We start from the raw sequence: 12,451 nt of genomic DNA, 5'->3' as shown, positions 1-12,451 counted from the left end.
ACCGCCGCCCTTCTTTCCTGCGCCTGAGGCCATTGCCATGTCTGCCTGGCTTTCCCTGCTGTGCGGCGTGCTGGTGCTGGTTGCCGCCGCCTACCTGCTGTATGTCGTGCTTCGGCCCGAAGCGTTCTGACCGGAGCCCACCATGACCGAGATCCTGTTGATCCTGCTGGCCAGCATCGTGCTGGCCTTTCCGCTTGGGCTGTACCTGGCCCGGGTGATGCGCGGTGCGCCGATGCGCGGCGATGCGCTGTTCGGGCTGGTTGAAAAACCGCTGTACTGGCTGCTGGGCGTGAACCCGGCGCGCGGCATGTCGTGGCGCGGCTATGTGGGCGCCTTCCTGTTGAGCAACGTGGTGATCGCGGTGCTGGTGCAGGCCGTCTTCATGACCCAGGCCTGGCTGCCGTTCAACCCCGACCAGATTCCCAACATGCGCTGGGACACCGCGCTGCACACCATGGTGTCGTTCCTGACCAACACCAACCAGCAGCACTATTCGGGCCAGGCGCAGCTGTCGTACTTCTCGCAGATGACCGCGATCACCGGCCTGCAGGTGGTGACGCCGATGATGGGTCTGGCGCTGGTGGTGGCCACCCTGCGTGCCCTGTTCGGTGCGCGTCCGGAAGACGTGGACGCACAGCAGGCCGCGCAGCTCAGCGCCGACCGCCGCGTGGACGTGGGCAACTACTACGCCGACGTAGTGCGTTCGTGCGTGCGCTTCATGCTGCCGCTGTGCCTGCTGTGGGCGGTGCTGCTGACCAGCCAGGGCGTGCCGTCCACGCTGGCGGCCGGTCCGCAGGCCACGCCGATCGATGCCGCCGCCGGCATGGACACGCAGAAACTGCCGCTGGGTCCAGCGGCGGCGATGGTGGCGGCCAAGCAGCTGGGCACCAATGGCGGTGGCTGGTATGGCCCCAACAGCTCAATGCCGCTGGAAAACCCCACCCCGCTGTCGAACGCGCTGGAGCTGATCGGCATTCTGCTGATTCCCATCGCGGTGATCTTCATGCTGGGCGCGTTCACCGGGCGCAAGCGCCTGGCCGGGCTGGTGTTCGGTTGCATGCTGGCGATGTCCAGCGTGTCGGTGGCGGCCACGGTGTGGCTGGAAGGCCACTCGGCCACCGCGGCCAGCCCGCTGCTGATGGAAGGCAAGGAAGTGCGCTTCGGCGCGGACGGCACCGGCATGTGGGCGGCCATCACCACCCAGGTGTCCAACGGCTCGGTCAACGGCATGCATGACTCGCTGAGCCCGCTGGCCGGTGCGGTGCCGATGGTGAACATGCTGGTCAACGCGATCTGGGGCGGCATTGGCTGCGGCCTGCAGCAGTTCATCGTGTACCTGCTGCTGGGCGTGTTCCTGGCCGGGCTGATGACCGGGCGTACCCCGGAACTGCTCGGCCGCAAGCTGGAAACTCCGCAGGTGCGCCTGCTGGCCCTGCTGGTGCTGCTGCAGCCGATCACCATCCTGGGCTTCACCGCGATCACGCTGGCCATTCCGTCGATCACCGGCACCTCCAACCCGGGCTTCCACGGCGTCAGCCAGGTGTTCTATGAGTATGTGTCGGCGTTCGCCAACAACGGCTCGGGCTTCGAAGGCCTGGGCGATGCCACCCCGTGGTGGAACCTGAGCTGCACGCTGGTGTTGTTGCTGGGCCGCTACCCGGTGCTGGTGATCCCGCTGATCGTGGCCGCACAGCTGGCCGCCAAGCGGCGCGCCCCGGAATCGGCCGGCACGCTGCAGATTGAAACCCCGACCTTCGCGCTGACCCTGATCGCGCTGATCGTCGTCCTGACCGTATTGCAGTTCATGCCGGCGCTGGTGTTGGGCCCGGTGGCCGACCACCTGTCGCTGACCCTGCATTGAGATGTGACCCCATGAGTACCTATCCCTTGAACGTTTCTTCCCACCGCCGCCAGCGCCTGCTCGACGCGGCCGGCTGGCGCCGCGCCCTGCGCGATGCGGTGATCAAGCTGTCGCCCCGGCACCTGCTGCACAGCCCGGTGATGGCCGTGGTGATGGCCGGCACCGTGGTCAGTCTGGTGGTCACCCTGAGTGGCAACGCACCGCTGGGCTTCGGGCTGGCGGTCACCGCGATCCTGCTGCTGACCGTGCTGTTCGGCAACTTCGCCGAGGCCGTGGCCGAAGCGCGCGGCCGGGGCCAGGCGGCCTCGTTGCGGCGGGCCCGCCAGGACCTCAGCGCGCGCCGGCTGGCTGCCGCGCATGCCGGGGCCAGCGAAACCCAGGTACCGGCCGCCGAGCTGCGCCCGGGCGACCATGTGATTGTCAGTGCCGGCGAACTGATTCCGGCCGACGGCGAGATCGTGCAGGGCCTGGCCACCATCAACGAAGCGGCGGTGACCGGTGAATCGGCGCCGGTGCTGCGCGAGGCCGGGACCGACCGCAGCGGCGTGATCGGCGGCACCAAGGTGCTGTCGGACCAGATCATCGTGCGCATCACCGCCGAGCCGGGCCACAGCTTCCTGGACCGCATGATCGCGCTGGTGGAAGGCGCCAACCGCCAGAAGACGCCCAACGAGGTCGCGCTGACCCTGCTGCTGGCGGCGATGACGCTTACCTTCCTGATCGTGGTGGCCACGCTGCCGGCGATTGGTGCGTTCGTCGGCGTGCAGGTTGATCCGCTGCTGCTGATCGCGCTGCTGGTGTGCCTGATTCCCACCACCATCGGCGGGCTGCTGCCGGCCATCGGCATTGCCGGCATGAACCGGGCGCTGGCCGCCAACGTGCTGGCAAAGTCGGGCAAGGCGGTGGAAGTGGCCGGCGACGTGGACGTGCTGCTGCTGGACAAGACCGGCACCATCACCTACGGCGACCGCCAGGCCACCCACTTCCATGCGCTGGCCGGGATCGACGCCACGCAGCTGCGCGAAGCGGCGCTGCTGTCGTCGCTGGCCGACCCCACCCCGGAGGGCAAGTCCGTCGTGCGCCTGGCGCGCGAGCAGGGCTGCACCACTGCCGAACCGGACCGTGCGGACTACCTGGCATTCACCGCGCAGACCCGCATGTCCGGCGTGGACCTGGACGGCGGCCGGCGCATCCGCAAGGGGGCCTCCGATGCGATCACCGCCCATGTGCGCGAGCTGGGTGGCACGGTGCCGGCCGAACTGCCGGGCCGCGTGGAGCAGGTGGCGCGCAACGGCGCCACCCCGCTGGTGGTCTGCGAAGGGCGGCATGTGCTGGGCGTGATCGAGCTGTCGGACGTGGTCAAGCACGGCATGCGCGAGAAGTTCGCGCAGCTGCGGGCCATGGGCATCCGCACGGTGATGATCACCGGCGACAACCCGCTCACCGCCGCGGCCATTGCCGCCGAAGCCGGCGTGGACGACTACATCGCCGAGGCGCGCCCGGAAGACAAACTGGCCCGCATCCGTGCCGAACAGGCCGGTGGACGGCTGGTGGCGATGGTGGGCGACGGCACCAACGACGCCCCCGCGCTGGCCCAGGCCGATATCGGCCTGGCGATGAACTCCGGCACGCAGGCCGCCAAGGAAGCCGGCAACATGGTCGACCTGGATTCGGACCCGGCCAAGCTGCTGGCGGTGGTGGAAGTGGGCAAGCAGCAGCTGATCACGCGCGGTGCGCTGACCACCTTCTCGCTGGCCAACGATGTGTCCAAGTACTTCGCGATTCTGCCGGCGCTGTTCGCCTCCACCCTGCCGGCGATGGCGGCATTGAACGTGATGCACCTGTCCAGCCCGCGCAACGCGGTGCTGGCAGCGCTGATCTTCAACGCGCTGGTGATTCCGGCGTTGATTCCGCTGGCTCTGCGCGGGGTGCGCTTCCGCCCGGCCACGGCCACCGCGCTGCTGCGCCGGAACATGCTGGTGTACGGCCTGGGCGGCGTGCTGCTGCCGTTCGCGGCCATCAAGTTGATCGACCTCTTCCTTGTCTCGGTATTCGGCGCATGAACCGCTCACTTGCAACCTCCCTGCCCCGCACCGCGCGCGCCCGCGCCGTGGATGCGGCCACCCTGCAGCAGCACGGCGCGTGGCGCCCGGCGCTGATGCTGGGCCTGGTCAGCCTGCTGCTGCTCGGCTTGGCGTACGCGTTGGCCGCCACCGGTGCCAGCCGGCTGCTGTTCCCGGCGCAGGCCGATGGCAGCCTGCTCATCCGCGACGGCCAGGTGCGCGGCTCGCAGCTGATCGCCCAGCCGTTCACCGGCGACGGCTACTTCCAGGCGCGCCCGTCGGCGGCCAACTACGACCCGATGGCCGCGGCCGGCAGCAACCTGGCGCGCAGCAACCCGGCCCTGCAGGAACGCGTGCAGGCCAGCATCGCCACAGTGGCCGCGCGCGAAGGGATAACGCCGGCGCAGGTGCCCGGCGACCTGGTGACGCAGTCGGGCGCCGGCATGGACCCGGAGCTGTCGCCAGCCGCCGCGCAGGTGCAGATGGCGCGGGTGGCGCGCAGCCGTGGGCTGCCGGTTGAGCAGGTGGCGGCGCTGGTGAAGGCGCATACGCTGGGTCCGCAGTGGGGCGTGTTCGGGCAGCCACGGGTGAACGTGATGACGTTGAACCTGGCGCTGGATGCGCAGGACGGGCAGCCGGGCAAGGCCGGGCTCTACGGGATGCCTTGATGCGCTGCGTACCGTCCCGGGCGCACAATCGCCACCCATGAGCGACCCCCGCACCCGCCAGGCCGATGCCCTGGTTGAACGCCTGCAACGCGAAGCCGGCGGCAAACTCACCGTCTTCCTCGGTGCCGCCCCCGGCGTGGGCAAGACCTTCAGCATGCTCAGCCGCGCGCACGAGCAACTGCGCCGTGGCGTGGACGTGGTGGTGGGGCTGGTGGAAACCCACGGCCGCGCCGAAACCTCGGCGCTGCTGGAGGGCCTGCCGCAGGTGCCGCTGGTGCAACGCGACTACCAGCAGCACGTGCTGGGCGAGATGGACCTGGACGCGGTGCTGGCGCGCCACCCGGCGCTGGTGCTGGTGGACGAGCTGGCCCACCGCAACGTGCCCGGCAGCCGCCACGAGCGGCGCTGGCAGGACGTGATGGAACTGCTGGAGGCCGGCATCGATGTGTGGACCACGGTCAACATCCAGCACCTGGAAAGCCTCAACGATGTGGTGATGCGCATCACCGGCGTGCGCGTGAGCGAGACCGTGCCCGATGCGGTGCTGGACCGCCTGCACGACATCGTGCTGGTGGACATTCCCCCGCGGGAGCTGATCGAGCGCCTGCAGCAGGGCAAGGTATACGTGCCCGAGCAGGCCGCGCAGGCCCTGCAGGCGTTCTTCTCGCCGGCCAACCTCACCGCGCTGCGCGAACTGGCCATGCAGGAAGCGGCCGACCGCGTGGACAGCAGCCTGCGCGAGACCCGCGCCGCGCGTGGCGAAGGCAACCTGCCGCTGCGCCGCCGCGTGCTGGTGGCCATCGATGGCGGGGGCCAGAGCGAGTACCTGGTGCGCGTGGGCCGGCGCATTGCCGAGCGCCGCGATGCGCCATGGACGGTGGTGACCGTGCAGGGCCGCCGCAACGACGAGGCCACCCGGCGCGAGATCGACGCGGCGTTCGCCCTCGCCCGCCGCCTGGGGGGCGAGGCCGAGCTGCTGCACGGGTCCAGCATTGCCGATGCGCTGCTGGACCATGCCGCGCACAACAGCGTGTCTACCCTGATACTGGGCCGCACCCGCGAGCGCCCGGTCGCGCGCATGCTCAACCGCACGCTCACCCAGCAGTTGATCCAGCGTGGCGCGCACTACGAGATCACCATCATCGGCACCCCGCAGGCGCGTGCACGCGCGCGCCGCACCGGGTTGAGCGTGCCCAGCCGCAGTACCGGCCAGGACACCCTGCTGGCATTGGGCGCCACGGCGATTGCCTGCCTGGTGGCATTGGTGGCCGAGCGCTGGGTAGGGCTGTACGACCTGTCGATGGTGTTCATCGTGGCGGTGGTGATGGTGGCCGCGCGCAGTCGCACCAGTGCGGCGGTGATTGCCGCGGCGCTGTGCTTCCTGGCCTACAACTTCTTCTTCATCGCCCCGCGCTTCACCTTTGCCATCAGCGCGCGGCAGGGCGTGATCACCGTGTTCCTGTTCCTGGCCGCTGCGTTGGTGGCCGGGCGGCTGGCGTCGCGGCTGCGCATGCAGGTGCTGGCGTTGCGCGCGGCCAACCGGCATGCCAACGCGCGCCAGGCACTGGGCCGGCAGCTGACCCGCGCGGCCAGCAACGAAGAGGTCGCCCAGGCCGGGCGCGAGGCGCTGGAACAGGCCATGGACGCACCGGCGTGGCTGCGCATCGGCCAGGACACCAGCACCAGCGGCAGTGCCGCGCCGGGCGACACCGACCTGGCCGCCGCCGACTGGGCACGCCGCCACGGCCAGCCCAGCGGCCGCTTCACCGACACCCTGGCCGGTGCGGAGTGGTGGTTCCTGCCGCTGCTGGACGGCGACGACCGCGCCATCGGCGTGGCCGGCATGCGCTTCGCCCGCAACGCGCCGCGCCTTACCCCCGAGCAGCGGCAGCTGGCCGAGGCGATGGTGGATGACATTGCCCAGGCCGCGCTGCGCACCCAGCTGGTGGCCGACCTGGAAAAGGCGCATGTGAGCAACGAGACCGAGCGCCTGCGCTCGGCGCTGCTGTCGTCGGTGTCGCATGACCTGCGCTCGCCGCTGGCGGCGATGATCGGCTCGGCCGACAGCCTGGGCAGCTATGCCGACGCGATGGACGCGCAGGACCGCCGCGCCCTGCTGGACACCATTCTGGTGGAAGGCGAGCGGCTGGACCGCTACATCCAGAACCTGCTGGACATGACCCGGCTGGGCCACGAAGGCTTGCAGATCAACCGCGACTGGATCGGCGTGGACGAGCTGGTGGGTTCGGCCGCGCGCCGCCTGCAGCGCTACCAGCCGGAGGTGCAGTTGAAGCTGGACATCCCGGCCACGCTGGCGCCGATCTGGGTACACCCGGCGCTGGTGGAACAGGCCGTGTTCAACGTGATGGAAAACGCGGCCAAGTTCTCCCCGCCCGGCGCGGCGGTGGAGGTGCAGGCGCGGCTGGTGGAGGGCGAGCTGCGCATCGACGTGCTGGACGCCGGCCCCGGCATTCCCGACGACGAGCGCGCGCGCATCTTCGACATGTTCTACAGCGTGGAGCGTGGCGACCGCGGCCGGCATGGAACCGGGCTGGGGCTGACCATCTGCCAGGGCATGATCGGCGCCCATGGCGGCAGCGTGCAGGCGCTGCCAGGGCGCGACGGACGCGGTACCCTGATCCGCATTACGCTGCCCCTGCTGCAACCCCACCCTGCCGATGACCACGACGACCCCTGACCTGCCCCAAGGTGCGCCCCCGGCGCGCGTGCTGGTGATTGACGATGAAGCGCAGATCCGCCGCTTCCTCGACATCAGCCTGCGCGCGCAGGGCTACCGCGTGGTGCAGGCCGCCACCGGCCAGGCCGGGTTGGAGGCGCTGGTCAGCGAAGGCGCGGATCTGGTGATCCTGGATATCGGCCTGCCGGACATGGAAGGCCACGAGGTGCTGGCCGAGCTGCGCCAATGGAGCCAGGTACCGGTGATCATGCTGACCGTGCGCGCCGGTGAAACCGAGAAGGTGCGCGCGCTGGACAACGGCGCCAACGACTACGTGACCAAGCCGTTTGGCACCCAGGAACTGATGGCGCGGGTGCGGGCGTTGCTGCGCTCGCGCACGGTGTCGGCCGATGGCGTGTTGCCGCAGTTCGATGACGGGCATCTGCATATCGACCTGGTGCGCCGCGAGGTGCACCTGGATGGCGCGCCGGTGGCGTTGACGCGCAAGGAATACGCGTTGTTGTCGTTGTTGCTGCGCAACGCCGGGCGCGTGGTGACCCAGCCACAGATCCTGCAGGAGATCTGGGGGCCAACGCATCAGGAAGACACGCATTACCTGCGGATTCTGGTGGGGAAGTTGCGGCACAAGCTGGGCGATTCCGCGCTGGATTCGCGGTACGTGTTCACCGAACCGGGCGTGGGGTTGCGGTTCAAGGGGTGAGGCGGCGGGGTGTGGTTTGCATGCCCGTCACCGTGGTGCCGGAACACTTGGTAGGGTCGCATCCCAATCGACCGCCGATACGTTCCCCGCGTTCGGTTGGGGCATGAGCACCGGCGGAGAAACGCGTTTCGATTTACGGTCATGCCGACATCGCACGTTGCCCGTTTCACGGCGGTCGATTGGGATGCGACCCTACCGGCGGTATCTCGTTGTCCGTGTGCGAACCGGGATGCCGTGCGGGATCAACTCGCGCGCGTGAGGATCGCAGCGGGTATTCGATTGGGATGCGCCACGACCAACGGTCGTGGCCTACCCGATGGTGCGACGGTAGGTACCGACCGTTGGTCGGTACCCTCGCCCATCAGAACCCGAGGTCCACACCCGGCAGCAACGGCTGCAGCTGGTCGCGGAACAGGGTCTTGATGCGTTCCAGCGCCGCTTCATCATCGGCCTCGAAGCGCAGCACCAGCACCGGCGTGGTGTTGGACGCGCGCAGCAGCCCCCAGCCATCGGGGAAATCGGCGCGCAGGCCGTCGATGGTGGCCAGGCGAGCGCCGGCGAATGGCGACTCTTCCACCTGCGCGGCCGACACGAACAACGACACCAGCGCGTGCGGGGTGCCCGATTCCACCGGCACCTTCAGCTCCGGCGTGGACACGCTGTCGGGCAGTTCGTCCAGCACCTCCGACGGCGTCTCCTCGCGCTGGGCCAGGATTTCCAGCAAGCGCGCCGCCGCATACAGGCCATCGTCGAACCCGAACCAGCGCTCCTTGAAGAAGAAGTGCCCGCTCATCTCGCCGGCCAGCTCGGCATCGGTTTCGCGCATCTTCGCCTTCATCAGCGAATGCCCGGTCTTCCACATCAGCGGGCTGCCACCGTTGCGCAGCACGTAGTCGGACAGCTTGCCGCTGCACTTCACGTCATAAATGACCAGCGCGCCCGGGTTGCGCATCAGCACGTCGGCCGCGAACAGCATCAGCAGGCGGTCGGCATAGATGATCTTGCCTTCGCGGGTGACCACGCCCAGGCGATCGCCGTCGCCGTCGAAGGCCAGGCCGATGTCCGCGTCGAAGCGCTTCACCGTCTGGATCAGGTCTTCCAGGTTGTGCGGGTCGCTCGGGTCCGGGTGGTGGTTGGGGAAGGTGCCATCCACATCGCAGTACAGCGGGATGACCTCCGCGCCGATGGCTTCCAGCAGCGGCTGGGCCAGTTCGCCGGCCACGCCGTTGCCGGCATCGGCCACCACCTTGAGCGGGCGGTCCAGCTGCACGTCGTCGGCGATGCGCTGGATGTAATCGGCGTTGACCTCACGCTGCTTCAGGCTGCCCGGCTCGGTGGCCACATGCAGCTGGCCGTCGCGGATGCGCTGGAACAGTTCGGTGATGGCGTCGCCCGACAGCGTTTCGCCGCCCACCACGATCTTGAAACCGTTGTAGTCCGGCGGGTTGTGGCTGCCGGTGACCGCCACGCAGCTGCCCGCACGCAGGTGGTAGCTGGCGAAGTACACCACCGGGGTAGGCGCCAGCCCGATGTCGATGACATCGCAGCCGGCGCGGCGCAGGCCTTCGATGAGCCCGGCACTGAGTTCCGGGCCGGACAGGCGGCCATCGCGGCCCACCACGATCTCGCGCAGGCCCTGCACCTGCAGCACCGAACCGATGGCCTGACCGATCAGCGCGGCCACCTGCGGGGTGAGCTCGCGCCCGACCACGCCGCGGATGTCGTAGGCGCGGAAGATACCGGCCGGCACGTCCTGCCCCGCCACGCCCGGCACCGGCGGCGGACCGCCTTCGGCCACGGCCGGCACCACCGCCAGCGGCACCTGTTCCAGGCTTTCGCGCAGCGTGGGGCCGTCTTCTTCGGTGGCGTCTTTCGACGCGCGACGGCGCGGCATCGGCACCTTGCCCTTGCCGAACTGCAGCATGCCGGCGATGGCCAGCAGCAGCACCGCCACCACCGCGCTGGGAATGGCGCCCAGGCCCAGCGGGCCCGGTTCAATATCCGGCACGGCCGCGGCCAGGCGCAGCCCGCTCTTGCCGATCGGGCGCGCAAGCGCCTCGGCACCGTCGGCCAGGCCCGCGTTGCCCTGTTCAATCACGTTGTGGTTGCCCTGGCGCAGGGCCACGTAGCCTGCGCCCGGCACGCGCACCTGATCAAAGGTGGCGGTCAGCCGCAGCAGCGGCTGGCGCACGTACACCAGCGCCGGCCCCTGCGTGCCCAGCACCACCGGCACCGCCAGGCCAAGGCGCTGGCCGCCGGCATCGCGCACCACGCGCGCCACCACCTCGTTCTGGGCGTTGGCCGCTTCCAGCAGCGCCAGGCGCGAGTAACCGAAGGCCTTCGGGTCGGCATAGGCCGCGTCCAGGCTGGCGGGGATGACCTGCACCTCTTCGGTGCCCGGCCAGCCCTCGCGGATGGCCACGGCCGTGGCTTGGCCATCGCCGTTGCGCAGCGCCGTTGCCACACGCTCGCTTTTCACCAACTTGCGCAGCTGGTCCAGCTGGCCGCTCAGCGCCGTCTGCACCCCGCCCACGATCTGGTCACGCGACTGTTCCAGCTCCGTGCCCACCGAGGCCTGCTGCCACTGCCGCACCGCGCTCCAGCCAAACCATGCAGCCAGCAGCACCAGCGCGGCCACCACCAGTGGCCCGGTGCGCTTGCTTGCCAGCTTCGGTTGCCCTTCCGCCTTCGCCTTGCTCATGGAACTTCCCCCTGGTCAGCGCACCCCGGTATGGCCGAATCCACCCGTTCCCCTGGCGCTGTCGGTGAAAGTATCCACTACCTGCAGGCTTACGCGTGCGATGGGCAGCACAACCAGCTGCGCGATGCGGTCGCCCGGCTGCAGCGTGAAGGGCTCGCGGCCGCGGTTCCACGCGCTGATCAGCAGCGGGCCTTGGTAATCGGCGTCGATCAGCCCGGTGCCGTTGCCCAGCACGATGCCGTGGCGATGGCCCAGGCCCGAGCGCGGCAGTACCACGGCGGCCAGGTTCGGGTCGGCGATGTGGATGGCGATACCGCTGGGAATCAGCGCCGTATCGCCCGGCTGCAGGGTGAGTTCGGTTTCCAGCGCCGCGCGCAGGTCCAGCCCGGCGCTGTGCTCGGTGGCGTAGGCCGGCAGCGGCCAGGTATCGCCGAAGCGCGGGTCGAGCAGCTTTACCTGCAACGGCTGAAGGGTGGAATCAACGCTCATGCGTGCAACCTCTGGGCAATCAGGGACAACAGTTGTTCGGCCAGCAGCGCCTTGGAGGTACCGGGGAACACCTGTTCGCCGCCCTGCCAGTAGGCCGTGGCCGCGTTTTCATCACTTTCAAAACCGCCGGTGGCAATGCCCACCTGGTTGGCAATCACCAGGTCCAGACGCTTGTCCACCAGCTTGCCGCGCGCGTACTTCTCCACATCGTGGGTTTCGGCCGCAAAGCCGACCACCAGCTTCAGCGCGTTGGTCTGCGCGGCCACCTCGGCCAGGATGTCCGGCGTGCGCACCAGCTCCAGCGTGAGGGTCTGGGTGCCGGCGGTCTTCTTCAATTTCTGCGGGGCCACCTGGCGCGGGGTGTAATCGGACACCGCGGCCGCGCCTATATAGATGTCGGCCGGCAGCGCGCCCAGCACCGCCTCGCGCATCTGCGCGGCCGAGCGCACATCCACCCGCTGCACCCCGGCCGGGGTGGGCAGCTGCACCGGACCACTCACCAGCACCACCTGCGCGCCCTGGCGCACGGCGGCGGCGGCCAGCGCGTAGCCCATCTTGCCGCTGCTGCGGTTGCCCACGTAGCGCACCGGGTCCAGGTCTTCATAGGTCGGGCCGGCGCTGATGACCACGCGCAGGCCCTGGAGCTGCTGCTCGGGCGCGGCGTCGGCACCGGCCGGCGCCTGCAGCGCGGCCAGTGCCGCAACAATCGCATTGGGTTCGGTCAGCCGGCCCGGGCCGGATTCGCCTTCGGCCAGCGGGCCGTCTTCCGGCCCGATCACCTGCGCGCCGCGCTGGCGCAGCAGGGTGATGTTGGCCTGGGTGGCCGGGTGCTGCCACATGCGGTGGTTCATGGCCGGGCATACGGTGAGCGGCGCGGTGGTGGCCAGGCACAGCGTGGTGACCAGGTCATCGGCGTTGCCGTGGGCCAGCCGGGCCAGCAGATCGGCGGTGGCCGGGGCCACCACGATGCGATCGGCCCAGCGGGCCAGCTCGATATGGCCCATGGCCTGCTCGGCGGCGCTGTCCCACAGGCTGGTGCGGGTGGGCTGGCCGGACAGGGCCTGGAAGCTCAGCGGGGTGACGAACTGCTGGGCCCCGGCGGTCATGGCGACCTGCACCTGGGCCCCGGCATCGCGCAGGCGACGCACCAGTTCCAGCGACTTGTAGGCGGCGATGCCGCCCCCTACGCACAACAACAGCTTCTGGCCTTGCAGCGGGCGCGCGGACGCCGGAGAAGCCTGGGGGGAGTCAGCCACCTGCGAATTTCCTGT

General features: G+C 69.6%; 9 protein-coding genes. 6 read left to right on the top strand and 3 right to left on the bottom strand.

Annotated elements, in window-relative coordinates:
• Positions 1–37 precede the first annotated feature (37 nt).
• From ACZ0AE_RS01590 to ACZ0AE_RS01565, 6 genes are read left to right on the top strand one after another with little or no spacing between them, the layout of a single operon-like run.
• Entirely contained in the window at positions 38–130 is a 93-nt protein-coding gene (locus tag ACZ0AE_RS01590; RefSeq protein WP_038690964.1) for a potassium-transporting ATPase subunit F, read from the top strand.
• 12 nt (positions 131–142) lie between these two features.
• Positions 143–1,861 carry a potassium-transporting ATPase subunit KdpA gene (gene kdpA, locus ACZ0AE_RS01585; protein WP_463600226.1) on the top strand — a complete coding sequence of 573 codons (1,719 nt, stop codon included), beginning with the start codon at positions 143–145 and terminating at the stop codon, positions 1,859–1,861.
• Between the two features lie 11 nt (positions 1,862–1,872).
• Positions 1,873–3,924: a potassium-transporting ATPase subunit KdpB gene (gene kdpB / locus ACZ0AE_RS01580; RefSeq protein WP_463600225.1), complete on the top strand. Its 2,052-nt coding sequence runs from the start codon at positions 1,873–1,875 to the stop codon at positions 3,922–3,924.
• Positions 3,921–4,592 (top strand): potassium-transporting ATPase subunit KdpC, encoded by a 672-nt coding sequence (kdpC, locus tag ACZ0AE_RS01575; RefSeq protein WP_463600224.1) that lies wholly within the window; start codon positions 3,921–3,923, stop codon positions 4,590–4,592. Before kdpB ends, kdpC begins: the two co-directional genes overlap by 4 nt.
• Positions 4,593–4,629: 37 nt before the next feature.
• Positions 4,630–7,290 (top strand): sensor histidine kinase KdpD, encoded by a 2,661-nt coding sequence (locus ACZ0AE_RS01570; RefSeq protein ID WP_313246546.1) that lies wholly within the window; start codon positions 4,630–4,632, stop codon positions 7,288–7,290.
• Complete coding sequence (locus tag ACZ0AE_RS01565) at positions 7,271–7,990, top strand: response regulator transcription factor (RefSeq protein ID WP_051598917.1); 720 nt, start codon at positions 7,271–7,273, stop codon at positions 7,988–7,990. The genes ACZ0AE_RS01570 and ACZ0AE_RS01565 overlap by 20 nt, the downstream gene beginning before the upstream one ends.
• A gap of 361 nt (positions 7,991–8,351) precedes the next feature.
• Here the strand turns inward: ACZ0AE_RS01565 and ACZ0AE_RS01560 are convergent, their stop codons facing one another.
• The 3 genes from ACZ0AE_RS01560 to coaBC are packed head-to-tail and all read right to left on the bottom strand — an operon-like array spanning position 8,352 to position 12,436.
• On the bottom strand, positions 8,352–10,691 hold the full coding sequence (locus tag ACZ0AE_RS01560; RefSeq protein ID WP_463600223.1) for a phosphomannomutase/phosphoglucomutase: 2,340 nt from the start codon (positions 10,689–10,691) through the stop codon (positions 8,352–8,354).
• A gap of 15 nt (positions 10,692–10,706) precedes the next feature.
• Complete coding sequence (gene dut / locus ACZ0AE_RS01555) at positions 10,707–11,180, bottom strand: dUTP diphosphatase (protein WP_038690973.1); 474 nt, start codon at positions 11,178–11,180, stop codon at positions 10,707–10,709.
• Positions 11,177–12,436: a bifunctional phosphopantothenoylcysteine decarboxylase/phosphopantothenate--cysteine ligase CoaBC gene (gene coaBC, locus ACZ0AE_RS01550; protein WP_463600222.1), complete on the bottom strand. Its 1,260-nt coding sequence runs from the start codon at positions 12,434–12,436 to the stop codon at positions 11,177–11,179. The genes dut and coaBC overlap by 4 nt, the downstream gene beginning before the upstream one ends.
• Positions 12,437–12,451 lie beyond the last annotated feature (15 nt).

The organism is Stenotrophomonas sp. AC248 (assembly GCF_979258185.1).
Note: the sequence above shows the minus strand (reverse complement) of the source record. Positions and strands in the feature narration are given on the sequence as shown.